This window comes from Paenibacillus sp. J22R67 (genome assembly GCF_059692175.1).
Map to the genome: position 1 here is coordinate 126,163 of NZ_JCAUAX010000007.1, position 25,322 is coordinate 151,484.

The 25,322-nt window shown below is 46.5% G+C and carries 27 protein-coding genes and 1 other annotated feature; of the genes, 25 read left to right on the forward strand and 2 right to left on the reverse strand.

The window, feature by feature from the left end:
• The first annotated feature begins 19 nt into the window (after nt 1-19).
• The 3 genes from AC58VC_RS24755 to AC58VC_RS24765 all read left to right on the forward strand — a co-directional run bounded on the left by AC58VC_RS24755 (nt 20) and on the right by AC58VC_RS24765 (nt 4,726).
• Nucleotides 20-1,405: a bifunctional folylpolyglutamate synthase/dihydrofolate synthase gene (locus AC58VC_RS24755; protein WP_497372763.1), complete on the forward strand. Its 1,386-nt coding sequence runs from the start codon at nt 20-22 to the stop codon at nt 1,403-1,405.
• Nucleotides 1,356-2,801: a UDP-N-acetylmuramate--L-alanine ligase gene (gene murC, locus AC58VC_RS24760; protein ID WP_497372346.1), complete on the forward strand. Its 1,446-nt coding sequence runs from the start codon at nt 1,356-1,358 to the stop codon at nt 2,799-2,801. Before AC58VC_RS24755 ends, murC begins: the two co-directional genes overlap by 50 nt.
• A 578-nt stretch (nt 2,802-3,379) precedes the next feature.
• On the forward strand, nt 3,380-4,726 hold the full coding sequence (locus AC58VC_RS24765) for a hypothetical protein (RefSeq protein ID WP_497372348.1): 1,347 nt from the start codon (nt 3,380-3,382) through the stop codon (nt 4,724-4,726).
• A gap of 56 nt (nt 4,727-4,782) precedes the next feature.
• Here the strand turns inward: AC58VC_RS24765 and AC58VC_RS24770 are convergent, their stop codons facing one another.
• Nucleotides 4,783-6,021, reverse strand: coding sequence for an N-acetylmuramoyl-L-alanine amidase (locus AC58VC_RS24770; RefSeq protein ID WP_497372350.1), 1,239 nt, complete (start codon nt 6,019-6,021; stop codon nt 4,783-4,785).
• Between the two features lie 145 nt (nt 6,022-6,166).
• Here AC58VC_RS24770 and AC58VC_RS24775 point away from each other — a divergent pair, with 145 nt between their 5' ends.
• From AC58VC_RS24775 to AC58VC_RS24870, 20 genes are all read left to right on the forward strand, one after another.
• On the forward strand, nt 6,167-6,409 hold the full coding sequence (locus tag AC58VC_RS24775) for a DUF4321 domain-containing protein (RefSeq protein WP_161410227.1): 243 nt from the start codon (nt 6,167-6,169) through the stop codon (nt 6,407-6,409).
• 50 nt (nt 6,410-6,459) lie between these two features.
• Complete coding sequence (locus tag AC58VC_RS24780) at nt 6,460-7,068, forward strand: Maf family protein (RefSeq protein WP_497372352.1); 609 nt, start codon at nt 6,460-6,462, stop codon at nt 7,066-7,068.
• A 98-nt stretch (nt 7,069-7,166) separates the two neighbouring features.
• Nucleotides 7,167-7,619 (forward strand): RrF2 family transcriptional regulator, encoded by a 453-nt coding sequence (locus AC58VC_RS24785; RefSeq protein WP_497372354.1) that lies wholly within the window; start codon nt 7,167-7,169, stop codon nt 7,617-7,619.
• Nucleotides 7,620-7,725: 106 nt separating this feature from the next.
• Nucleotides 7,726-8,415, forward strand: a complete 690-nt coding sequence (gene radC, locus AC58VC_RS24790) for a RadC family protein (protein ID WP_161410352.1) — start codon at nt 7,726-7,728, stop codon at nt 8,413-8,415.
• Nucleotides 8,416-8,450: 35 nt separating this feature from the next.
• Nucleotides 8,451-9,485 carry a rod shape-determining protein gene (locus tag AC58VC_RS24795; RefSeq protein WP_145661496.1) on the forward strand — a complete coding sequence of 345 codons (1,035 nt, stop codon included), beginning with the start codon at nt 8,451-8,453 and terminating at the stop codon, nt 9,483-9,485.
• Between the two features lie 44 nt (nt 9,486-9,529).
• Nucleotides 9,530-10,381, forward strand: a complete 852-nt coding sequence (gene mreC, locus AC58VC_RS24800; protein WP_161410223.1) for a rod shape-determining protein MreC — start codon at nt 9,530-9,532, stop codon at nt 10,379-10,381.
• Between the two features lie 13 nt (nt 10,382-10,394).
• Complete coding sequence (gene mreD, locus AC58VC_RS24805; RefSeq protein ID WP_497372357.1) at nt 10,395-10,922, forward strand: rod shape-determining protein MreD; 528 nt, start codon at nt 10,395-10,397, stop codon at nt 10,920-10,922.
• Nucleotides 10,923-10,994: 72 nt separating this feature from the next.
• Entirely contained in the window at nt 10,995-11,654 is a 660-nt protein-coding gene (minC, locus tag AC58VC_RS24810) for a septum site-determining protein MinC (RefSeq protein ID WP_497372359.1), read from the forward strand.
• Nucleotides 11,655-11,696: 42 nt separating this feature from the next.
• Nucleotides 11,697-12,491, forward strand: coding sequence for a septum site-determining protein MinD (gene minD / locus AC58VC_RS24815; RefSeq protein ID WP_161410220.1), 795 nt, complete (start codon nt 11,697-11,699; stop codon nt 12,489-12,491).
• Nucleotides 12,492-12,498: 7 nt separating this feature from the next.
• Nucleotides 12,499-13,647, forward strand: a complete 1,149-nt coding sequence (locus AC58VC_RS24820) for an FtsW/RodA/SpoVE family cell cycle protein (RefSeq protein ID WP_161410219.1) — start codon at nt 12,499-12,501, stop codon at nt 13,645-13,647.
• 176 nt (nt 13,648-13,823) lie between these two features.
• Nucleotides 13,824-14,723 carry a peptidoglycan DD-metalloendopeptidase family protein gene (locus AC58VC_RS24825; protein WP_497372361.1) on the forward strand — a complete coding sequence of 300 codons (900 nt, stop codon included), beginning with the start codon at nt 13,824-13,826 and terminating at the stop codon, nt 14,721-14,723.
• Entirely contained in the window at nt 14,716-15,591 is an 876-nt protein-coding gene (locus AC58VC_RS24830; protein WP_497372363.1) for a M50 family metallopeptidase, read from the forward strand. The genes AC58VC_RS24825 and AC58VC_RS24830 overlap by 8 nt, the downstream gene beginning before the upstream one ends.
• 23 nt (nt 15,592-15,614) lie before the next feature.
• A complete protein-coding gene (locus AC58VC_RS24835; protein WP_497372365.1) occupies nt 15,615-16,778 on the forward strand; it encodes an Rne/Rng family ribonuclease in 1,164 nt (387 codons plus the stop codon).
• 53 nt (nt 16,779-16,831) lie between these two features.
• Nucleotides 16,832-16,922: a sequence feature (ribosomal protein L21 leader region), on the forward strand.
• Nucleotides 16,923-16,934: 12 nt separating this feature from the next.
• Entirely contained in the window at nt 16,935-17,246 is a 312-nt protein-coding gene (rplU, locus tag AC58VC_RS24840; protein ID WP_127455312.1) for a 50S ribosomal protein L21, read from the forward strand.
• A gap of 11 nt (nt 17,247-17,257) precedes the next feature.
• Nucleotides 17,258-17,611, forward strand: coding sequence for a ribosomal-processing cysteine protease Prp (locus AC58VC_RS24845; protein ID WP_497372368.1), 354 nt, complete (start codon nt 17,258-17,260; stop codon nt 17,609-17,611).
• Between the two features lie 4 nt (nt 17,612-17,615).
• Nucleotides 17,616-17,927, forward strand: coding sequence for a 50S ribosomal protein L27 (gene rpmA, locus AC58VC_RS24850; RefSeq protein WP_145661470.1), 312 nt, complete (start codon nt 17,616-17,618; stop codon nt 17,925-17,927).
• A gap of 189 nt (nt 17,928-18,116) precedes the next feature.
• The gene (locus tag AC58VC_RS24855) at nt 18,117-18,872 is read left to right on the forward strand and encodes a Spo0B domain-containing protein (RefSeq protein WP_497372370.1); all 756 of its coding nucleotides are present in this window, start codon (nt 18,117-18,119) and stop codon (nt 18,870-18,872) included.
• A 54-nt stretch (nt 18,873-18,926) separates the two neighbouring features.
• Nucleotides 18,927-20,228: a GTPase ObgE gene (gene obgE / locus AC58VC_RS24860; RefSeq protein WP_497372372.1), complete on the forward strand. Its 1,302-nt coding sequence runs from the start codon at nt 18,927-18,929 to the stop codon at nt 20,226-20,228.
• Nucleotides 20,229-20,485: 257 nt separating this feature from the next.
• Nucleotides 20,486-21,559, forward strand: coding sequence for an anthranilate phosphoribosyltransferase (locus tag AC58VC_RS24865; RefSeq protein WP_497372373.1), 1,074 nt, complete (start codon nt 20,486-20,488; stop codon nt 21,557-21,559).
• Between the two features lie 186 nt (nt 21,560-21,745).
• Nucleotides 21,746-22,777: a C40 family peptidase gene (locus AC58VC_RS24870; protein ID WP_497372375.1), complete on the forward strand. Its 1,032-nt coding sequence runs from the start codon at nt 21,746-21,748 to the stop codon at nt 22,775-22,777.
• Between the two features lie 41 nt (nt 22,778-22,818).
• On the opposite strand, the gene AC58VC_RS24875 is transcribed toward AC58VC_RS24870, so the two are convergent.
• Nucleotides 22,819-23,328, reverse strand: coding sequence for an NUDIX hydrolase (locus AC58VC_RS24875; protein ID WP_497372377.1), 510 nt, complete (start codon nt 23,326-23,328; stop codon nt 22,819-22,821).
• A 166-nt stretch (nt 23,329-23,494) separates the two neighbouring features.
• Between AC58VC_RS24875 and AC58VC_RS24880 the strand changes: the two genes are divergently transcribed.
• Together AC58VC_RS24880 and AC58VC_RS24885 are read left to right on the forward strand one after the other, a co-directional pair.
• Nucleotides 23,495-23,977 (forward strand): ACT domain-containing protein, encoded by a 483-nt coding sequence (locus AC58VC_RS24880; protein ID WP_497372379.1) that lies wholly within the window; start codon nt 23,495-23,497, stop codon nt 23,975-23,977.
• Between the two features lie 33 nt (nt 23,978-24,010).
• Nucleotides 24,011-25,297 carry a homoserine dehydrogenase gene (locus AC58VC_RS24885; protein WP_497372381.1) on the forward strand — a complete coding sequence of 429 codons (1,287 nt, stop codon included), beginning with the start codon at nt 24,011-24,013 and terminating at the stop codon, nt 25,295-25,297.
• The last annotated feature ends 25 nt before the right edge of the window (nt 25,298-25,322 follow it).

Genomic DNA, 25,322 nt, shown 5'->3' on the forward strand with positions numbered 1-25,322 from the left:
ATTCATATAGTAAATGAGGATGAGATCGATGAACGAATTCAAAGACAACCATCCGGCAGCTTTCCAAAGTGCGCAAGAAGCGATCGCTTGGATTGTTGGACGGATGGAGAAACTCGGTATCAAACCGGGACTGAAGCGGATGCAGATGTTGATGGAGAAACTCGGTCACCCCGAACGCAGATTGAAATTCATTCATGTAGCGGGAACGAATGGCAAGGGCTCCACATGCGCTTATTTAACTTCGGTCTTACGAGCATGCGGTTATGATGTGGGGACGTTCACGTCCCCGTATTTGGAAAAGTATACGAATCGTATCCAAGTGAACGGTGAGGACATTCCAGAAGCTGATTTGCTGAGACTAGTGAATGACATGTTGCCTGTTATTGACGAGATTGCCGAAACAGAACTCGGCGCTCCGTCGATGTTTGAAATTTCTACGGCGCTCGCTATTATGTACTTCGGCAAGGTGGCTTATCCCGATTATGTAGTATGGGAAACGGGCCTAGGGGGAAGGCTGGATAGCACGAATATCGTGAATCCGGTCGTAACGGTCATAACCAATGTTGGTCATGACCATATGGACATCCTTGGAGATACCATCGAAAAAGTAGCCGCGGAGAAAGCCGGCATTATTAAAGCCGGTGTTCCAGTGATTACAGCAGCCCAGCCCCATGAAGGCTGGAGCGTTATAGAAGAAACGGCGAAAGCCAAGAAAGCGACGCTTTACTCGCTTGGAGATCAATTCGATATCGCGAATGTGACGAGTCAATTGGATCTTCAGACTTTTGATTTCAAGGGGCCATTCCGGCCAATCCCTGGCGTGCCAATTTCGCTGAATGGTGAACATCAGCTGAAGAATGCCGCTGTGGCCGTGATGACGCTGGAAGTGCTTCGTCAGTACTATGCATGCATCGTAGATGATGAAGACTTGTACAAAGGGCTGAGAGAGACTCGCTGGCCTGGCCGGCTTGAGATGATTTCGAACGAGCCTCGTATTTTGCTGGATGGTGCACATAATCCTGAAGGTGCTGCGACACTTGCGGCTGCACTCCAAACCGTCTATAGTTACCGAAAGCTGAATCTGATGATGGGAATGCTTTCGACAAAGAATCATACGGGCTATCTCAGGCATATACTACCATTGGTGGATACACTTATCATTACGGAACCTGATTTTCATAAAAAAGGGGATGCCGAAATGCTCGCCGAGCTAGCACGTGAACTTCTTCATGATATGAATCTTCAGGTGGATATCGTGGTTGAACGCGAATGGAAGCGGGCATTAGAAATCCTTACAAGCAGAACTGAGCAGGATGATCTGGCGGTCGTATCCGGCACGCTGTATTTAATCTCCGATGTTCGTTCTTGGATTACCTATCAAACCGATTCTGAAAAAGGATGGTGAGAACGGCGTGAGTCAAGCAGAACACGTACATTTTATTGGCATCGGCGGATACGGCATGAGTGCAATTGCCAAAGTCATGCTTGAAATGGGTTACCGGATTTCCGGTTCCGACCTAGCACACCAAGAGTTAACGGAAAAGCTAAAAGCGAAGGGTGCGCAAGTTTTCATAGGGCATGAAGCTCGCAATGTATCAGGTGCTGATTTGGTCGTTTACTCGACAGCCTTATCCAAAGATAATGTGGAGATGCAAGCGGCGGAAGAATTAAATATTCCTGTTATTCACCGCTCACAGATGCTGGCAAGACTGATGAATGAACGCAAAGGCATAGCCGTTGCAGGAGCTCACGGCAAAACGACGACCTCCTCAATGATCGCTTTGGTTATGGAAATTTGCGGTATAGATCCGACTTATATTATCGGCGGCGAAATCATGAATGTGGGCAGCAATGCCAAAGCAGGCAAAGGTGAATTCGTTGTAGCGGAAGCCGATGAAAGCGATGGTACTTTCCTTCAATATCATCCCACGCTTGCGCTGGTAAATAACATTGAAGCAGATCATTTAGAGAACTATAACGGTGATTTCGAGAACTTAAAGCAAGCTTACAAGCAATTCCTCAGCCAAGTGAGACCTGGTGGAAAAGCGATTGTTTGTCAGGATGATATGTTCTTACGTGAAATGATTCCGTCCATTCAAAGCGAAGTCATCACGTATGGAATAGATAATAATGCTGACTACGTAGCCAGCGATATTTCGTTAGGCGACCGTAAGGTTACGTTTAACGTTCACAGCAAAGGTGCGCTGCTTGGGCAGGTTAGCTTGTCTGTCCCAGGGAAGCACAATGTATATAACGCATTAGCGACATTAATCACATGCTTGGAAGCAGGACTGCCTTTTGAGAAGATTGCTGAGGCTATTCAAGAGTTCCGGGGTGCGAAGCGTAGATTCCAGGTACTTGGAGAAGTAGAAAACATCCTAGTCATTGATGACTATGCGCATCATCCGACTGAGATTCAAGCAACGATTTCTGCTGCCAAAGCAACAGGCAAACGAATCATTGCTGTCTTCCAACCTCAACGCTATACGCGTACCTATTATCTATTTGAGCAATTTAGCCGCTCTTTTGATGAGGCGGATGAGGTTATCATTACCGACATTTATTCTCCTGCGGGCGAGAAACGGATAGAGGGAGTAGATTCAGCTAAACTAGTTGAATTGATCAAGAGCAATAGCAATCCTAATGTTCAGCACATTGCTACAAGGGAAGAAGTTCTTGGATATTTAATCGATCATGTGCAGCCAGGAGATTTGGTGCTAACCATGGGTGCAGGGGATATCTGGAAAGCGGCTGACGGTTTAGCGAAGTCACTGCGCAAGAAATACGAGACGAACGGTTAGAGGAAAGATCGCTGTAAGCCAATTGGCTGGAGGCGGTCTTTTTTTGACATTAAGCATTATATGTTTAGGGGTAAGCGGCCTTTTTTCTTGTTCGTTGGCGATATAACGGCAATTTAGGTGGCACAGGACGGTTGGCAGCAGTAAGGTCGAGAGCCTACATTGCATTTAATACAACATAATGACATGCTCTGACTACGGAAGGGATCTTTCGTTGTATAAAATACAACCATTTGTTGCGAAAAAGTCATTTGTAGTAGTTTCCTGCTTAAATCACTGTATAAAGTACAATGTAGGGCGTGCTTAGGCCTAATTACAGCTAAATGGTTGCACAAAATACAACATAGAACGCTAATGCAATATTCTCTTACCCGATTGGCTGATGTAACAAGGCACCTGACGGCAACGCCAGGACATCTCGATAACAAACAAACTTAGCTGGATCCCCAATATGGATCTAACTAAGCTTTTTTGTTTAACCAAACATATTTCAATTCTCTCAATCATAATCTAGTAACAGAAGATTTGGACAAGATGACGGCGGGTCCGTTTCCAAATACATTTTATGAGGAGTGAATTGAATGAGTAAAGCAAGAATCACGTATCGTTTCGACTCCAAGGAGCCGGCAGAATCCACCCGTAAAGCCTCGCGAGTTCCGGGTCCTGAAGAGAAGGTGATTCCACTCTATCAGGAAGAATATAAGGTAGTACCGAATTCTCCCAATGATGGGCAAAACTCAGAAGAGATAACACCCTATCAACAAGCTGAGAGAGAGCAAGTAGAAAGCCTATTTGAACCGCATGCGCTGAATACGTTTACCACGGACTTCGGCAATTGGCATAGCCAGATTGAGACGGAAGGTGAAAGAGTCGAACGAATTATTCGCGAGTCTCAGGCCATCCGGGAACAGCAAGCGAGCAGAGAAGTTCCTGCCCAAAGACCTGAGCCGATTAAGGAGCAAAATCGCGATGAATGGTCAAGCTGGACGCAAAAAGGGCCTTATATAGAACCGGAAACAGGCGCTAGATATGCAAAATCAAGTGGTGCTCCATGGATTCGTATTGCAACCTCAGTAGCAGGAGCTGTCGTGACGGGAGTCGCTTTCGGATTTTTTGTTCTCTCAATGTTTTCACCATCGGACCGTACGCCGACTGATTCAGCATCCGGCAAAAATACAATCGCTGTTCCTTCGGCAAATGTAGCGGCTGTTCCATCAAAAGCGCCGGGCGGGGCTACGAAAACAGGAACAGATCAAGCTGCTGGCCTTCCTGCAACGGCTGCTGCTGTAACACCTGTTCAAATTCCGGCTAAATCTTTCACATTCCTGCAAAATGGGGTGTTTAGCTCTTTGCAGGGGGCTCAAGCCATCCAGGATACGCTGAAGAAGAAAGGCTTGGCATCCGCACTGGACAGTTCGGATAAGCTCACGGTGTTTGTAGGCTTTGCCAATAACAAAGACGACGCCACAACCCTTAGACAACAAGTCCAAACCGTGGATAAAACAATTGAAGTGTATATCAAAAGTTTAGACATCCCGGCAGCAACAGGAATCCGTTGGGGCGGTCAAAAACCCGATTCGGTGCCTGCTTTCATAGCTGAAGGAAATAAGCTTGTGAATACGATTAATGAATTAGCTCTTATTCATCTAGCTGAAACGACGCCAAGCGCGCTTTCAGATAGTTCTCTGCAATCGATTCACGCTTCTCATCAATCGTTGACGACGCTATCTACGGCAATAAATGAAGGCTTAAGCGATGACTCCAAGCCTATTGTCCAGAAGATGACATCCTCCTTGAACAGCGCTGTGCAATCGATGGATGAGTACAAGAAAAGTCCTTCCACGGCGATGCTCTGGCAAGCTCAAACTTCCATGATGCAGTACATCCTTGCACAGAAAGACTTACTCAAGAAAATAAGCGTATCTTAACCTAAAAAAAGCAGGTGCCTCCATAGCTCATCGGAGCTTGGGAGACACACTGCTTTTTATTTTGTGTAATAACGATCTAACAGGGCAGCAATCTCTGCGCGTGTCATCGTTTGCTCCGGTTTGAACGAAGTATCCGTGCTGCCGTTAATAATGCCTTTCTGCTTCAGCGCATAAATGGCTTTGGCGCTCCATAAGTTCGTTGGTACATCGTCAAATGTTACTTTAGGAGCTGGGCTTTGCCCACCGCTTTTTGTTGACAGTTGGATGAGGCGGTCGAAGAGATAAGCGACTTCGCCACGGGTGATGGGCTGTTCAGGGCGAATCGTCCCATCGGCATAACCCTGAAGCAGATTTAATTTTTCCGCCTTGGCGAACACAGGGCTTGCCCAGTAAGAATCGGGCAGGTCTTTGTATGTTCGATCAGCCGTCTGGCAGCTGTATACCGCTGATGTGACGGTTCCACTTGGCGTACAAGCTGTTTCTAGTTTGTCGAATGAAAATACGCGATCCATTAGAGTGAGGAATTCCGCTCTTTTCAAAGCGCGATCTGGTTCATAGCGATTAGCAATTCCATCAATGATGCCTTTATTTTTCATGCGAAGAATGGATTCTCTTGCCCAGTGCCCTAGGGAATCTATGAATAAAGGAGGCGTATAAGCCGTAATACCATTGGCAATGCCAACGGCCATTTTCGCTCGGATGGCGTCACTCGCAAGCAAAGCTGCATCGCTAGATTGGCTTAGGAAAGCTGTTTCCACAAGAATACTTGGAATGCTGCCCATTCTAGCTACGTAAACCGCGCTTGGGACTAAGCCCAAATTTTTGGTGCCAGCTGCGGAAACCAAGGAATCCAATACATGCTGGGCCAAATCTTTGCTGTATGGTGTCAATTGTTTCATTTTGTCGCTTGCGGGATAATCTTCTTGGGGGTAGTCATTGTCGTAGTAAAGCACCATGCTGCCTTTGACAGCTCCGTTCGGATGCGAATTGGCGTGGACGGATACGAATAAATCCGCTTGCAGGGCATTTGTGAAATTCACGCGCTGAGCGAGTGACCAATACGTGTCATCGGTTCTTGTCATGACGACCTCGTAACCTCGCTTCGTTAGCTCGTCCCGCAGCTTTTGCGTGATGTCGAGGTTGACATCTTTTTCCTTCAAACCATTCACGCCGGAGGCACCAGGGTCGCTCCCGCCATGTCCGGCATCGAGAACAATTTTGTAGGCAAAAGCTTGATAAGGAAACGCTATCGTAAGTATAAAGGTGAGTAGAACAAGTCTTTTAAGTAAAGTCATAGTTGAAGTACCTCCGATAATCTATCTTACTAGGATCAGCTAAGGATGTAAGCAGGTAAGAATCACCATCTGGCTACATTTTTCATGGAAAAAATTAGAGTGTGCCCGTATAATAGGCTTGTACATAGAAGAGAGGATGACAGCGATGAAAAAAAACACGTTTACATTAGTCATATTTTTAATCATCGGATTGATAACCGGGATTATAGTCGGCCAGCTGCTGGCTCCTGTGCCTGCTCTATCTTTTTTGACCAAATCGGCCTCGATTACTTGGGATCCAAAGGCAGATCTGCAAGTTGTGAAATATGAGCTGCATCTTCTGGTGAGACTAAATTTGTGCAGTATTCTTGGATTAGTAGGGGCTTTCCTCCTGTATCGCAAGTTGTAATCGGCATTGAATCCTATTCGGACATTATCATAAACTAGGAGTTGTTTCTTTTGAGTAAATTACCAAACCACGAGCAACGATTAATTCTTGCTTCATCCTCGCCGCGGAGGCAGGAGCTGATTCAAGGACTTGGACTACCCTATATCATTCGGGTGAGCGACGCGGATGAGACCGTAGAAGGAAAAATAACTCCTTCAGAACTAGTAGAAGTTCTATCCATTCGCAAAGCGTCAACCGTTCGTGAGATGCTGGAGTCCAGTGAAAAACACGGGATTATCATTGGTTCTGATACGGTCGTTGTTCTTCAAAATGAGGTCCTTGGAAAACCTGTGGATGAAGAGGATTCCTTCCGGATGTTGAAAGGTCTGCAAGGCACGACGCATCAGGTTTACAGCGGAGTGGCCTGCATCGACGCAGCTACTGGGAAACATGTTGTTTCGCATAGTGTAACGAATGTGAAGATGAAAGCTATGTCTGATGAGCAAATTCGTCGATATATCGCAACAGGGGAGCCTAAGGATAAAGCCGGCTCATATGCGATTCAAGGGATTGGCGCTACAATCGTCGAATCGATTGAAGGGGACTACTTTACAGTTGTCGGCTTACCGCTTTCCTTGCTTAGTGATTTGCTGCTAAACTTCGATATTCAAGTCCTGTAATCTCTCCTTTCCAATCGTTCACACATTGACTGTGCAATCTGTAACGGTTACAATGACAGTAAGCAACATGACATCGCATTCTTCAGGGAGGATTGGCCATGAACAGCGAATTTACAATAGCCGTCCACAGTCTCGTATTTCTTGCAAATTTGCCTGATCATATGGCAACGAGTGAAGAAATTGCTACGAATGTATCTACACACTCTGCTCGTATACGCAAAGTTATGGGCTTTCTGCGAAAAGCAGGTTACGTTACTACCAAAGAAGGCATCGGAGGCGGATTCATTTTCTGCCGTAACCCGGATGATGTGACACTCGGTGAAATTTACCGCTTAACCTGTCATGGATCTTTGAAGCCAAGCTGGTGCTCCGGCGATGAGAAGAATAACGATTGCATCATCTCATCCAAGATGGATAAGTTGATGGGCAACGTTTTCAATGACGCCGAAAAGCAGATGGAATTGTACTTCGATGGTTACACCATCGGCGGTATGCTAGAACGAATCAAAGCTTATGGATGCCCAGAATCGAATAATGAGCAGTTATCCTAGAAGCCCTCGGATCTTATAATCCGGGGGTTTTGTGTCGTTTTAGGACCCTTATCGCGAATGGGATACGGATAAGTAACACAACCTACAGATGGAAAGAGGGGAATTGATGGAAGTTACAAGTTTAATGCTGCGCGAAGTGCCGACGGAGGAAAGACCTAGAGAGAGGATGCTCCAATATGGAGCAGGGGCGCTAAGCCATGCCGAACTTTTGGCGATCATTCTTCGAACAGGAACGGTCTCGGAGTCAGCGGTTCGTCTGGCAAGCCGCATCTTAAGCGAGTCTGGAGGCTTGCGCAGCCTTGTGGACATGAGCAAAGATCAGCTTACACAAATCAAAGGTATTGGTGATGCCAAAGCACTGCAAATTTTGGCCGGTATCGAGCTCGGGCGGCGAATTGCCAAGAGTACATTCTCGGAACGGATTACGATTCGTTCACCGAAGGATATCGCTAACTTAATGAGTGAGGAGCTTCGTTATTTACAGAAGGAGCATTTTGTTTGTTTATTTTTGAATACGAAAAATCATGTGCTTGCGCAAGAAACACTCTCCATGGGCAGCTTGAACGCGTCCATCGTCCATCCCCGCGAAGTTTTCCGTGCAGCAATAAAAAGAAGCAGCGCGTCCATTGTTTGTGTGCATAATCATCCTAGTGGAGATCCCACCCCAAGTCCGGAAGATATACAGCTAACTCACCGTTTGGTGGAAGCAGGAACTATTATTGGTATTGAAGTGTTGGATCATGTTATCATAGGTGATCAGAGATTCATAAGTTTGAAGGAAGAAGGCTTTATGTAATATAATAGGTTGGCAATAGGAAAGGAGTAACTGCCATGTTTGGAGGCTTTACGAAAGATCTAGGGATTGACTTAGGAACAGCGAATACACTGGTTTATGTAAAAGGCAGAGGAATAATCGTTAGAGAACCATCGGTGGTTGCTCTACGTACGGATACGAAAACAATCGAGGCTGTCGGAGACGCAGCCAAAAAAATGATCGGCCGCACACCAGGCAACATTCGTGCGATTCGCCCCATGAAAGATGGCGTTATTGCTGATTTTGAAACAACGGCAACGATGATTCGCTACTTTTTGAGACAGGCTCAAAAACAGCGCTGGTTATTCCAACGGCACCCTAATGTGATGGTATGTGTACCTTCTGGCATCACTGCCGTTGAGAAACGAGCGGTGGAAGACGCAACGAAACAAGCAGGGGCGCGTGAAGCTTATACGATTGAAGAGCCGTTTGCGGCAGCGATCGGCGCAGATCTCCCGGTTTGGGAACCAACCGGAAGCATGGTTGTCGATATCGGAGGGGGCACCACAGAGGTAGCAGTTATCTCGCTTGGAGGCATTGTTACGAGCCGTTCCATCCGTATTGCCGGGGATGAAATGGACGAGGCCATCATTCAATACATTAAACGTACATACAATCTGATGATTGGGGAACGCACATCAGAGACACTCAAGATGGAGATCGGTTCTGCACTTCCGATGGAGCAGCCAGAGACACTGGAGATCCGTGGACGTGACCTTGTTTCTGGTCTGCCGAAGACAATGAGTGTAACCTCGGATGAGATTACAGAATCATTAACAGATACGGTTAATGCGATTGTTGAAGCGGTGAAAGTCACGCTAGAGAAGTGTCCGCCCGAATTGTCAGCGGATATTATGGACCGCGGGATTGTGTTAACCGGCGGTGGCGGTTTATTGCGCAACCTGGATCGCTTGCTTGCTAGAGAAACTGGCATGCCTGTTCTAGTTGCAGAGAATCCGCTTGATTGCGTGGCGATTGGGACTGGCCGCGCCTTGGAGAATATTCATTTATTTAAAAATAAATCAGGTTCAGGTTCGCGCTATAAGCGATAATATTCGTCAGAATTCGTTAGAAGGTGCTCATTTTGTTCAAATTCATGGGAAACAAGAGGCTGATTTTCCTGATGTTCGGGCTAGTCTGCTTCTTTATATTGATGGGATTAACGCTGGGAAACCGGGGACCGATGACATGGCCGGAGAAATTCGTCAAAGACTCGGTATCGTGGACGCAAGGACTCTTCTACAAGCCCGCTGCGCAGGTAGCGGGTTTCTTTGAAGACATTCGGCAGCTTAGAGTCATCTATGAAGAAAATAAAACTCTGAAACTGACCTTGACACAGTATGCGCGAGATACGCAGCGTCTGAATGAGCTGGAATCACAAAACAAGCGCCTGATGGAGTCATTGGGCTTTACAGAACGACAGCGTCAAGCCAATGTGTACACGTATCGGATTGCCGAGGTTGTTACAGTGGATAACGATCCGTACAATAGCACGGTTACGATTAATTTAGGCGACAAGGACGGCATCAAAGAGAATATGGCGGTTATGACTGTTGACGGATTAGTTGGCAGAGTGAGTAAAGTGTTCGGCTTCCATTCCAATGTGCAACTGTTGAAAGAGATCACGGATTCCGACAACAACTCCAAAGCGATAGCGGTCACCGTGAAAGGCAATGAGAGTCAACCATTCGGGATGATTGAGTCTTATGACAGCAATACCGGGGAACTCGTGATGAACAAGGTGGAACATGCGGACGACATGAAAGTCGGGGATACGATTATTACATCAGGTTTGGGGCAAGTATTCCCTAAGGGGATTGAAGTAGGGACAATCTCTTCCATCGGCCCAGGGGAATTCGGAATCACCTACAAAGTTATGGTGAAGCCTAAAGCTTCGTTTAACCGTATTCGTGAAGTATTCGTAGTCGAAGTTCCGGAAGTGAAATGAGGTGAGCCGTTACGTGACTCGACATTTGCTGTGGCTCATTCTATTAGGCTTGTTTATCCTGCAAGGCACCATTGTGGTTTGGCTGATCCCATCCGCGTGGCAAGCTAGCGTGCATGTTACCCCCCATTTTACACTGGTCTTTATCTTGTTTATTGGACTTTTCCATCATCGACATTCTGCACTGATCTATGGGCTTTTGTTCGGTCTCCTGCATGATTTTAACTATTATGGGTCGATGCTCGGCGTATATTCCTTCGGGATGGGACTCACCGCGTATTTGGCAGGACTGGCGCAGCGCAGGCAGCCTAACCTCATCTTTTATAATCTGCTCATTACTGGCGTCGGTCTGCTGTTGTTTGAGTTCATCGATTATGGCATTAACCGCTTGTTTAAGCTCATTGATATTGAGTTGAAATTTGCTCTCACCCATTACATGCTCCCAAGTGTGCTGTTTAATTTGCTTTTCGCCTTAATTTGCTACGTACCGATTCGCAAGCTGCTTGAAGGAAAGCGGATCGTACCTGCGAATACCGAAGATTAATTTTCCAGGCGGTTAGCAGGAGAATCCACGACAAGAGCCGAAATGTATAGGTTGGGAGGTCGGCATTCAATTATGTCTGTAGCTAAGCACCATGTGATGATAAAAGGGGTCAAAGATGGCCTTGTTTTTTTACTAAACGATGCATGCGATTGGCAAGATTTGCTGAAAGAGCTGCAGCATAAGCTGGAGAAAACGCATCAGCAAATACTGACCGGACCGATTATTCATGTGCACGTTAAATTAGGCAGCAGGGAAGCGACTGAGGAGCAGAAAGAAGAGATCAGATCTGTCATTAAGCAAAAGGGCAATCTGCTCATTCAATCGATCGAAAGTGAGCCCCGCAAGGAAGCTGTTATAGAGCCTGCTGCAAGAATGTCAACTCTTAAAGGCATGATTCGTTCGGGACAAACCCTCCATCATGAGGGGGATTTACTATTTTTAGGCGATGTTAATCCAGGCGGAACAATTACCTCTACCGGGAACATTTATATTATGGGCTCGCTTCGCGGGATGGCGCATGCCGGGATTGACGGCGATGATAAAGCGATTATTGCTGCTTCTCATATGCGTCCGACCCAACTTCGGATCGCTGGAATTATAAGCCGTTCTCCGGATGAATGGGGAATTGAAGAGGCTTTTATGGAGTTTGCTTATGTGAAAGATGGTAAAATGGAAATCGATAAGCTGCATCAGCTTCATCGGATTTGGCCTGATTCGAATTTGAAATTATAGACTTATATACGTTATAGAAAATAGCGCGTGGGGTGAGAACATATGGGAGAGGCAATCGTTGTTACTTCGGGAAAAGGCGGCGTTGGCAAAACAACGACTTCAGCAAATCTTGGAACAGCATTGGCGCTTTTAGGGAAGAAAGTATGCATGGTAGACACCGACATTGGCCTGCGCAATTTGGACGTTGTCATGGGACTCGAGAATCGGATCATTTATGACCTTGTGGATGTCGCGGAAGGACGCTGCCGTTTACCACAAGCCTTAATCAAAGATAAGCGCTTCGATGAGCTGTATCTATTGCCTGCTGCTCAGACGAAAGACAAGCATGCGGTATCGCCGGAGCAAGTGCGAGATATTATTCTTGAGCTAAAAAAAGATTTCGAATTCGTCATCATTGACTGTCCGGCAGGCATTGAGCAAGGCTTCAAAAATGCGGTAGCGGGCGCAGACAAAGCAATCGTTGTAACTACCCCAGAGAACGCTGCTGTACGTGATGCGGATCGCATTATCGGGCTACTGGAGAATGAGAAAATTTCTTCGCCGAAGCTCATCATTAACCGGATTCGTCCAATGATGATGAAGAAAGGCGAGATGCTGGATATTGACGAAATCTGCTCGGTGCTTGCCATCGATCTGCTCGGGATCGTGCCAGATGATGAACATGTCATTAAAGCGGCCAACGCAGGTGAGCCGACCGTGATGAACCCATCGTCCCGCGCTGCGATTGCTTATCGTAACGTGGCACGCCGGATCTTAGGCGACACGGTGCCTCTCATGCAGCTCGAAGACAAGACTGGATGGGTCAAACGTATGAAAAAGTTTATCGGAATAGGATGATCTTGCTGTGCTCGCAAAACTGAAAAACATTGATATTCCTATTGTTGTCATTTTGTTCGCCTTCATGGTTATCAGTACGATGACGGTCTATAGTGCGTCCGTAGACCATCCATCCATTGTCATCTCGATTTCCAAAATTCTTATTCTCTATGCCGTGGGATTAATTGCATTTCTAGCCTGCAGCCTTTTTGATTATCGGGTGCTTATCCGGATTGCCCCATTTTTGTATGGTATAGGCATTGTATCCTTGATTGCTGTCTATTTTTTTGGCAAAAAAATTCATGGCGCACGCGGTTGGTTTGAACTTCCGGGAGGCTTGACCTTCCAGCCTGCTGAGCTTGTGAAGCTGATTCTGATCATCTGCGTGACAGCACTTCTGGCCAAACGCGGCGGTGATCTGCTGCAAATCAAGAACGATCTGATCCCTGTCTGCGCGGCTGTTCTGTTACCTTTTATTCTCGTTTTGATTCAGCCGGACTTGGGGAATGCGATTATTTTTGTGATTATCCTGCTCGGTATGCTTTGGATCGGTAATATCAAATACACGCATGTCTTACTGAGCATAGTCATATTAGCAGGCTTAGGTTTCCTGCTCCTCACCCTTTATAAGACGTTTCACGAGAGTTTGTTCGAGGTTCTCAAAGGGTACGGCTTCAGCCACTGGATGGACCGTATCGACACCTATCTCTATCCGCAAGATGTAACAGAAGATGACAGTTATCAAGTGAAAAATGCGATTAGAGCAATCGGTTCAGGCGGTCTCGAAGGCGAAGGCTTTCTTAAGGGGACTTCTGTCCACAGTAACTTCATTCCTTTTGCTTATTCGGACTCCATTTTTGTTGTGGTAGGGGAAGAATTCGGCTTTAGGGGTTCAGCTGTTCTATTGCTTATCTATTTCTTGCTTATCTACCGCATGATTCTGATCTCGATTCAAAGCACTCAGCTTAGCGGAGCGTATATCGTGGTTGGTGTTGTCTCCATGTTCGTCTTTCAAATTTTTGAAAATGTTGGCATGATGATCGGCATTATGCCTTTAACGGGAATTACCCTTCCATTCGTTAGTTATGGGGGGACCTCGCTCTTGATCAATATGCTTTCCCTTGGTCTAGTCATGAGCGTTAAACTGCATCAAGAACGTGAACCGGAATTGTTCTGAAAATGATAAGCACCTGGCCATCGGTCAAGGGCTTTTTTTCTGTCCGTTCGGAGGCGATTCATTGCGGATTATCACATAATCTTGTCCTTCTTCTCATAGGCTGTACTATGCGAGATTAGCTAGTACGACGATATGAAGATTGTTTTCCTGAAGGAAAACGTTTGGGAGGGGCTTCCATGGAAGTCAAAGATAAAGTGAAACAACGGCGATTAGAACGACTTCGCCATTTGCGTGAAGCATCTGAGAATTCGAACGTCAACGGGAGCCCAGCAAGAGCAAACAGATTGATGGAGCATGTGCCTGTGCCGCCAAGGCAGCAGCATGTAGAGCTGCCGCTTTATGTAGACGCGGACTGGAAACGGCGTATGGAAGATCCTGAATACGCTTGGCAGCAGAAAATATTAATGGACAAGACGCTTAGCGGCGGCGGCCCACCGGGTGATGGAGAGAGAGGGCTGTTTGCCCCTCCTTCACCACGCAAAATAGCGGTCAAGCTGTTGGTGAGCTGTGTGCTGTTCGCCTCCCTGTACGGCATGTTTCAGATCAATCAGCCATGGGCGAATAAAGGCAAGCAGTTTGTTGCCGCTTCGCTAACGCAGTCTTATGATTTCACCGCGGTATCGGCTTGGTATGCGAATCAATTCGGGGGCTCGCCTTCCTTTATTCCGAGTTTTAATCGTGTAGGGGATGAAGCTGTAAAGGTAAGTACTTCAAAACGGACCCTTTATGTTCCTGTAAAAGGAAGTATCATCAAGCCGTTCGATGGGACTAATCAACTGGGCGTCACGCTTAATACAGCGGAGTATGCACCTGTTTATGCGCTAGACACGGGACAAGTCGTTTTCTCCGGGGTTTCGGCTGAAACAGGTACAACGGTTATCATACGCCATCCAGGAGGGATGCAGTCCCTGTACGGAGGGTTAAGCGAGGTTAGCGTAGAGGTGGGAGATTGGATGAAGGTGGGTGAACCCCTCGGCAAAACCTCCAAGAAAGATCCGGCTAAAGGCACGCTTTATGTTGCTTTTACGAGAGATGGACGCCCTGTTAACCCGACGGATGTGATCTCCTTTGATTAAATTGGCCGGAACGACATATCGGTTTCACCCTTTATTTACGCTAGTTTTAATTGGATCTGCTCTTACGGGTTATTTTCTTGAGGCCATTACCTTATTCGGTATCGTACTCGTTCATGAACTCGGTCATTTGGCGGCTGCGAGCGGCTTTGGCTGGCGGGTGCGTGAGGTCCAACTGCTCCCCTTCGGCGGGGTGCTTGTTGTAGATGAGCTAGGAAGTGTACCAACCAGGGAAGAGCTCGTGGTTGCTTTAGCAGGTCCACTGCAGCATGTATGGCTGATTGCTCTGGCGCTTCTTATGAAATGGCTGGAGGTTGGAACAGCAAGTTGGTGGGATTATTTTATCGAAGCTAACATCATGATCGGGTTATTCAATCTCCTTCCGGTCATGCCGCTGGATGGCGGTAAAGTGATGCAGTCCTTATTAGGGTATTTATTGTCATACCACAACACGATTTTATATTCGGTTTGGATATCCATGTTCTTAAGCTTAGGCATCATTGTTATGGCCATCTTACAGCTGATTAGCGGGCAGCTTCCGCTGAACATATTAGTGATCGGCATCTTTCTGCTAGTGTCAAATTGGTATGCGTACCGGCAGCTGCCGTATCACTTTTTCCGCTTTCTGATTGGCCGCGGGAGCCGGGTAAGCCTGCTGCTGAGCCGCGGCACTTTGGCGCAGCCGATCGTCATTACGAAGCATCGGACAATGGCCGATACTTTGAAGCTTTTTATGCGGGAAAAATACCATTTAATTTACATTGTCAACGAGGCAGGACGCATTCAAGCTATATTGCCTGAACAGCAGCTGGTGAGCGGTTATTTGGATGGAAAAAAACCGGGGAGTGCAGTTTCCGATCTTTTCATGTAAAATAACTGGTGAGGTGAACGTGTATGAAGCAACTTATAATTCACTGCGCACCGGAGCTTACACAAGCGGCATTGCTGGAAGAAGGTCGCCTTGTTGAGTATGATTCGCAGTATCCGCTTGATTCCCAAAGAGCAGGCAGCATCTACATGGGTCGCATCGTCAATGTACTTCCCGGCATGCAGGCGGCATTTGTCGATATTGGACTTGCGAAAAATGCCTTTCTTTATATAGACGATCTCCTCCCTGTCCATTTGGACAAGCAACCTAAGATTAAACCTTCGATAACGGAGCTTGCTGAAGTAGGCCAGACACTTATGGTACAAGTGTCCAAAGATCCGCAAGGCACCAAAGGTGCAAGAGTCACGACACATGTTTCTATTCCTGGGCGCTGGATTGTGTACATGCCAGGTGCCGATTACATTGCAATCTCCCGCAAAATTGATTTAGAAGCCGAAAGACAGCGACTCAAGCAGCTGGCAGAAGGAAACTTGCTTCCTGGTGAAGGTGTTATCCTGCGTACGGGCTCACTCGGTCAAAGTGAAGAAGCAATCCGTGATGATTTGCAAAATTTGCGGGAATTGTGGCAGATGATTCAATCCAAAGCACAGGGAGCAGAGGCTCCCGCGCAGCTTTATCAAGATCTTGATCTCCTGCCCCGATTAGCCCGCGATGTTATTACTTCGGAAGTGAACGAAGTTTGGCTCAATGATTCCAAAGTGTTCGAAGAGATGAGACAACTGCTTCGCAAGCAGCACCCGAGTTGGCGGGGGCGAATCGCCTTCTACGACCGGAAGACTCCGCTGTTCGATCATTTTGGCGTAACGGAAGAACTGAATGTAAGCTTTAGACGGAAGATTTGGCTGCCAAGCGGCGGATACTTAATCATTGATCAGACCGAAGCGTTGACCGTTATTGATGTGAACACAGGCAGATATACCGGATCCATTAATTTGGAGCAGACGGTCACAGATATTAATCGTGAAGCAGCAAGTGAGATTCCAAGGCTTTTGCGCCTACGGAATATTAGAGGCATTATTATCGTTGATTTTATTGATATGATTTCGGAAGTGAACCGTGCCGCGGTTATGGAGAACATTACGCAGGCTGTGCGTAAGGATCGTTCCAAAACAATAATCGTTGGATGGACGAAGCTAGGCTTGCTGGAAATGACGCGAAAACGCAAATAAAACATTGCATATCAAAATGTTTCTGTGATATAATACTCGGAGTGTGTTGTTTAGGCATGCTGTAACCGCGCGAAACGGGTTGAAGTACGGTGTTTGGATATTCATCCTGGCCGTCACCTGGACAAGGCGAGTCTGAGACATGAGGAGGTCATGAAAATGTACGCAATTATTGAAACTGGTGGTAAACAGTACAAAGTTCAAGAGGGCGATGTTCTTTACATCGAGAAATTGAACGCAGCTGAAGGTGAAGTTGTTTCTTTTGATCGTGTGCTTATGGTATCCAAAGAGAGCGGCGTAGTTGTAGGTGCTCCATTGGTATCCGGTGCTGCAGTTTCCGCGAAAGTGGAGAAACACGGCAAAGGCGCGAAAGTTATCGTGTATAAGTACAAACCGAAAAAGAACTACCACAAAAAGCAAGGTCATCGTCAACCATACACAAGAGTTGTAGTTGAGAAAATCCAAGCGTAAGAGGCGAGCTTATGATCTACGTGACCATAAAGCGTCTAGTACCGGATTCACCTCAAATTGTATCTTTTGTAGTGGAAGGCCATGCTGAATTTGACGTACCAGGCAAAGACTTAGTCTGTGCTGCAGTATCGGCGGTAACGTTCGGTACATATAATTCGATTGAATCCTTAACGGGTGTCATTCCTATTCACGAGATGGAACGAGGCTTTATGGATATTACGATACCAGATAGCGCTCGAGCTGTACCGGAGAAATGGAACCAAATCCAAGTGATTTTGGAATCGATGGTCGTCATGCTACAAACCATTGCAGACAATTACGGTGACTATATAACGATTGAAACAATCTATAACAAAGGAGGATAACATCATGTTGAAATTGGATCTCCAGTTTTTCGCTTCCAAGAAGGGTGTAGGTTCCACAAAGAACGGACGTGACTCCCACTCTAAGCGCCTTGGCGCTAAACGTGCAGACGGTCAAACTGTTACTGCAGGAAGCATTCTCTATCGCCAACGCGGTACGAAAATTCACCCAGGAACGAACGTAGGTATTGGTTCGGATGATACACTTTTCGCTTTGGTACAAGGCGTAGTGAAATTCGAGCGTTTTGGCCGCGATCGCAAAAAAGTGAGTGTATACCCAGTTGATGTAGCTCCTGTGGCTGCAGCACTAGAAGCGTAATGAGAATCCCTGGCGAGCGATAAGCCCGTCAGGGATTTTTTCCTAGTATGAAGCAAACCTCTAAACGCGGTCACTCATTGTGGGATGGCCAAGGGCAGAGGTTTTCTCATTTGTTTGGTGACGTTTGCAAGATGGCCATGCTATACTGGATAAACGGTTACAAAGCAGGGAGAACGGAGCGGACGAGGGATGAAACGAGTGAGCAGCGCACAGGTTTATTTATTGGTACTTGTGCTCATTGGATTAACGGGAATGTTATTTGTAGACCCCTGGATTGTCAGGGTGGCATTACTCCTAATCATCGTCATTTGCGGTTACGCGGCTTTTAAATTGCAGGAAAGCAGCGTTCAAGAGAAACGGAACCAAGAGCTTCAGGAGCAGGAAGAGCTTGCTCAGAAAAATTTAATACAGGTCATCAACAGATTGCGTCATGATTGGATGAACGATACCCAGATTTTATTTGGTTATATTCAGTTGAAGAAGTTTGATAATTTACAGCCTTATATGGAAAAAATAAAAATGACAATGCAGCAGGAAAGCAATCTCTCCAAGCTGGGTATCCCCTCTTTAATTGCTTACTTACTGTTGTTCCGAGTCCAGTCTAAGTCCTTAGAACTCGAAGTTGCCTTAGACGAAGAGATCAATTTGGGACAGCTTCCTTTGCGAAGTGGACTGATTGAAAGATTGGTAAAGCAAACGGCTGAATGCGTACAAGCGCATGCGGCAACAGGTGACGATGAGAGCGGCAAACTAAGCTTGGAATTTGAACTTCAAGAAGATGGCTTACTGCTTGATTTCGTATATCAAGGTCCCTACCATAAGGACCGGCTAGAAAACGCAGTGAAGGAAATGTTGCGCTCTCATGCACATTCATCTTCACTCGAAGATAGCGATTGGCAAGAGGAAGAGGCGGTTATTACAGTACGACTGCCGTTTCTTACATAACAGAGGGATTTTGGACTTTATAGACCAAAGTCTCATCTTAGTTGAGGTGTAGAAATGTTTGTAGATAAAGCGAAGGTTTTTGTAAAAGGCGGCGACGGCGGCGATGGTTTAGTTGCCTTCAGGCGCGAGAAGTATGTACCGGAAGGCGGTCCAGCCGGTGGTGACGGAGGCAATGGCGGCAATGTGATTTTTCGTGTCGACGAGGGTTTGCGTACGCTAATGGATTTCCGCTATCAGAAGCATTTTAAGGCTGATCGCGGTGAAAAGGGTCGCAATAAATCGATGCACGGTGCTAATGCGGAGGACATGATCGTTCGTATTCCGCCGGGCACAACCGTTATTGACGATGATACGCAAGAAATCATCGCGGACTTGACGCGTCACGGCCAGGAAGTCGTTATTGCCAAAGGCGGCCGCGGCGGTCGGGGCAACACGCGGTTCGTCACACAGCGCATTACAGCGCCTGAGATTGCCGAGAACGGCGAGGAAGGTGTAGAGCGCTGGGTTGTGCTGGAGATGAAAGTGATGGCCGACGTCGGCTTAGTCGGCTTCCCTAGCGTAGGGAAATCTACGCTGCTATCGGTTGTTTCTGCGGCAAAGCCCAAAATCGCAGCGTACCACTTTACAACCCTTACCCCGAATCTTGGGGTTGTCGATGTTGGTGATGGACGCAGCTTCGTCATGGCGGACCTTCCTGGTTTGATCGAAGGCGCACACGAAGGCGTGGGTCTTGGTCATGAGTTTCTACGACACGTTGAACGGACGCGAGTAATCGTGCATGTTGTAGACATGTCCGCAGCAGACGGACGCGATCCTTATCAAGATTTCCTGATGATCAATGAGGAAATCAAGCTATATAACGCTAAATTGGAACAGCGTCCACAAATCGTTGTTGCTAATAAAATGGACATGCCGGAGTCCGAGGATAACCTTGCCTTGTTCAAGGAGCAGCTTGCCGAAAGTGGCAGAGAGCTCGAGGTGTATCCAATCTCGGCATTGACCCGTGGCGGTGTGCAGGAGCTTCTCTATAAGATTTCTGACATCGTAGAGAGCATTCCGCATGCTCCTGAAGTGGAAGGCGTAGCAGAGAAAGAAGAGCGTAAAGTGTATCGCTTCGAGAAACAAGAAGAGAATGATTACACGATTCGTCGCGTAAACGATGTCTTCGTGATTGAAAGTCCTTCGATTGAGAAGTTGATCAAACGTACGAACTTCAGCACGCAGGATGGCGTCGCGCGATTTGCTCGTATTTTGCGGAACATGGGGATCGATCAAGATTTGCGCAGCCGTGGTGCTGTGCACGGACAGACGATTCAGATTGGTGATTTTGATTTCGAATTTGATGAAAAGAGTTAATGGGAACACTCATCCTTTGGGATGGGTGTTTTTGTTGTTTAAAGGCATCCTTGCGAAAAGTCGGGTAAGCTTTGATGTCAATGTGGCTTATGTAATAGGAATTAACTACCATTTACGTTATAGAAGTCCCGATCTATGTCACAATACTTGACATATAAACTGGAAAGTATTACGATTTCCTTATATAAATATTTAACGTGTTATTAAATGTAACATTCATTAAATGACCGGAGTTCAATAAGGAAGGAGGGTGATCGATGAAAAGATGGATTCAAGCCATTGGCTCGGGCCAGCAGGGGAACACGCGTGATCTAACCTACGAAGAAGCTTTGGAAGCAGCGCATGAAATGGCTAGAGGAGACTCTACAGATGCGCAATGTGCCGCTTTCTTGATGGCGCTTTGCATGAAAGGTGAAGCTGATGAAGAGATGAGGGCATTTATTGACGTTTTCCGCAGTTACTCCTTAAATTATCATGCATTCGCGGATTCACTCAATTGTGCAGGTCCTACGGAAGGTCGCCAATTTTTTCCTATTACACTACCCGTCAGTCTCTTGCTTGCCTCGGTTGGTTTCTCTCAAGTGCTGCACGGAGGTGATTCCATCCCTTCCAAACAGGGGACAGCTATGCAAGAGATTCTGGAAAGCTTCGGCGTTGCCATGGATTTATCAGCAAAAGCATGGGAAACTATGCTGTTTCACTTGCACATTGGCTTTCTGCATACCGATCAACTCTGTCCACCGCTTGGGAAGCTGAAACAGGTTCGTGAGCAGATAGGGCTGCGCACGGTTATTGATATGATTGAGAAAGTGATGAATCCTGTACAGTCCATGAATATGATTATCGGTGTCAATCAGCGGAAAACGATGGAGTCGCTCATTCCCATTTCTATGAGATCCGGTGTACAGAGTATATATCTGGTGAACGGTATCGAAGGTTCTGAAGATTTGCCCATTTACCAAAACAGCACAATCCGCATTGTCACCCCTTGGGGAGACGAGTCACGCGTGGTGGAACCGCAGAAATTCGGCTTTCTGAGCGGACCCTTGCAGCCCATGGACAAGGCTGAACAACTTTCGCTGCTGCGTCGTATTATTGGCGGTGAGAATTCGGAGGAGCTAAAGCGGGAGCGCGATCATGTCATTTTTAATGCGGGACTGCGGTTGACGTGGTTCGATAAAGTGGGAAGTTACGAAGAAGGTTTTCAATTAGCGGAATCGTTGCTGCAAAGGAGAGAAGCTCAGAAGGTGATGCAAAAATGGGTGGATCAGAGTCACCGCTTCACATTGCAAGATTATCCTCACAATGATTCATCTGCTAAAATTGGTTAGAAAGACCATTCTGTTGCTGTTAATCCGGCAAAGATGGTCTTTTTTTGTTAGTACCCTCTGAAACATGCCTCCTCATGCGAATTTATATGACAGGCAGCGCCTTTCGGTGTCGGATAGCCTGGCATAAGCAAGATCACGAAAGTCGGTGCACTACGTGAAAAGCAGAACGCTATGGAGGCATACAACATGAAGAAACAAATACTCACCCTAGCGCTAGTTCCAGCACTTATTTTTGGCGCAATTACCGTCCCATTACCCAAGGAGGCTTCGGCTGCTACTTCAACCGGGCAAATTATAAGTTCCGTCAGTTTACGTCAAGGTGCAGATGTGGATGCCGCACGTATTCGTTATTTAAAACCAGGTGAGAAAGTGACCATCTTGTCCAAAGTGAACAATTGGTGGTACAAAGTAAGAGCATCCGACGGTCGGGAAGGTTATATAAGCACGGATACCAAATACATAACAACTTCAGGCGAGACATCGCCAGGAGATTCGAACAATAACGGTGGCTCTAACAGCGGGTCAACGACAACCGGACAAATCGTAAGCTCCGTCAGTTTACGCCAAGGGGCAAGTACGGATGCTGCACGTATTCGTTACTTGAAGGCAGGCGAGAAAGTGACCATCTTGTCCAAAGTGAACAGTTATTGGTACAAAGTAAGAGCATCCGATGGTCAAGAAGGTTATATAAGTACCGCTTCCAAATACATAAAGACTTCAGGCGTGACATCGCCGGGAGATTCAAACAATAACGGTGGGACAAGCGGCGGATCAGCTAGTGAACAAGCGCAAAAAGTGATTGCGGCTGGTAAAAAATATTTAGGAACGCCTTATGAATATGGCTCTAGTCGTGATAATACCAACACGTTTGACTGCTCTGACTTCGTTCGTCAAGCCTTCTTGGATGGTATTGGCTTAAAGTTGCCAAGCGACTCCAGAGGGCAAGGGAGTTATGTGAAGTCACTCGGTAACGCCAAAACCGATTGGCATGACTTGAAACCTGGTGATCTCATGTTTTTCATGGATTACAAAGGGACAAGCAAGTCGAATTACAGCGGTATCAATAAATCGACTCAAACGATCTCACATGTGGCCATTTACTTAGGCAATGGACAGATTTTATCGACGTATTCCAAAGAAAGTGGCGGAGTTCGCATTGATTCCTTTGAAAACCGTCACTGGGAGTACCGTTTTTTATATGGCGGAAGTGCCCTTTAAAGACCAAAAAGCAGACTTCGAGAAATCGAAGTCTGCTTTTTTTATACTTCCATAGGATCAACAAATGGATGCCAATGAATGGTGGGTAAATGATTTTGTTCATTTACGCCGGCAGAGCCGATCCACGGGGTTGTAGTAGGTCCAGCAACTAAATGATGTTCCAGTAAATTGCGGAAAATAAATGGAAGAGGACGCTCAAGAACAAGATCTTTGGGGACCCAGTGGAGCTCACCTTCAGGGGTGGTGATGCGTGGATTCACATCGGTGGAGCCGACGTAGAAAAATTGCTGCCGCACTTCTTGTCCATTTAATCGCAGTAAAATGTACTGTAAGCGAAGTCCTTGAATTTCATCATGCTCAATGCCAGTTTCCTCCCATATTTCACGTAAGCAGGCGGCACGAGGGTTGTTCAGTTCATCTGGTTCCAAATGGCCTCCGATAGCGGCCCACAGTCCTGGGGACAGTGTGCGCGTTAAAGAGCGTTTCATCATTAGTAATTCATTTCGGCTATTCCATAGGAGAGCGGTAGACATCAGACGCAATGTAATCATGGTGGCGATCCCTTTCTTTTTCTAGTACACTCAGCTTAGCACAAGTAAACTAGCTCCTGCAAAGAAGCTAGTTTAAGAGTAATTTGCCTATTGCTTCAGTCTCCATGATTCGATATAATGTCCTCTATAGGTATACAATAGTCTTTCTAGAGAGGACGGTAAGGTCGTGCCGGAAAACAAAGAGTTTTTACAAACGATCAAGCACACCGGTCCTGAGAGGTACTACTTAGTCCGGGAAGATATTTTGCCAGAAGGTGTACTGAAGACGGTACAGGCCAAAGAGCTGCTGGCTCGGGGTGAAGTGAAGACGATTCATGATGCCGTTGAACAGGTTGGGCTTAGCCGAAGCGCTTTTTATAAGTACAAGGATGGTATTCATTCTCTAAATAAGCTGGAAAGAGAGCGTATCGTAACGATTTCGATGGATTTGGAACATCGTTCAGGGATTTTGTCCCGCGTTCTAGCACTTATCGCTAATTTGGAAGGTAATGTCCTTACGATTCACCAGACGATTCCACTGCAAGGGATGGCCAACGTTGTCATTTCTGTTGAAACCTCAACGATGGGGGAAGAGATTCGTCAAATTTTGGACCGGCTTCAGTCGCAAGAAGGAGTTAAGCGTGCCATGATTATAGGTCAGGGCAGTTAAGATAGCATAATATTAATCGGGAGGACAAACGAAATGAAACCGATCAAAGTTGGATTACTTGGACTAGGAACAGTAGGAACTGGTGTTGTACGTATTATTGAAGGACATCAAGAGGATTTACAACGTCAAACAGGCTCAGCGATCGAAATTTCCAAAATTCTGGTGCAAGATAAATCAAAGCTTCGTAATATTTCTGTTGACGCAGACAAGCTAACGGAGAACGTTTGGGATGTAATCAGCGATAGCGAAATTGATGTCGTTGTTGAAGTAATGGGCGGCGTTGCTGCTACGAAAGATCACATTCTAACCGCTCTGGGTAATGGGAAGCACATTGTTACGGCGAATAAGGATCTTATGGCGATGCATGGTGCTGAAATTTTGGCGAAAGCAGCTGAGCACGGCTGTGACGTTTTCTATGAAGCAAGCGTTGCTGGCGGTATTCCGATCATTCGTGCACTTGTAGAGGGCTTCTCCTCTGACCGTATTACGAAGATCATGGGGATTGTTAACGGAACAACGAACTATATTTTAACCAAAATGAGCCAAGAAGGGGCTGCTTACGCTGATGTGCTGAAGGAAGCTCAAGCGCTTGGTTATGCTGAGGCTGATCCGACTTCCGACGTTGAAGGTCTTGACGCTGCCCGCAAAATGACGATTCTTTCCACACTTGGCTTCCATGCCAATGTTGCTTTAAGTGATGTTGAAGCAAAAGGAATTTCTAACGTAACGAAAGAGGACATTCAATACGGGAAGAAATTAGGGTATGAAGTGAAATTGCTTGGTATCGCTGAAAATCATGACGGGCATATCTCGGTGAGCGTTCAGCCTACGATGGTGAAGAGCTCCCACCCGCTTGCATCGGTAAACGGCGTTTTCAATGCTGTGTACGTGACTGGCGAAGCGGTTGGCGAGACGATGTTCTACGGGGCTGGCGCAGGCGAGCTGCCTACAGCAACATCTGTTGTAGCTGATTTGGTTGCCGTTGGGCGGAACCTGAAGCTTGGGGTGAATGGACGCAGAGTTCTTGCTCCGTACAAGGAGAAGAAGCTGAAAACGGATGAGCAAATTGCTTGCAAAAACTTCATTCTTTTACACGTTGAAGATAAAGCAGGCGTGCTTGCACAAATTACGCAAATTTTTGCGGAGCATGAAGTTAGCTTGGAATCCGTCTTCCAACATCCCAATAAGCACAATCCCAAAGCTGAGATCATCATCATTACGCATGACGCGAACCAAGCCAGCATGAAAAATGTGCTGAAACAGTTTGAATCCATGGACGTTATTCACGCCATCAAAAGCGTCTACCGCGTTGAAGGCTAATCTATTGAAAAGAGGCGCAATTTCG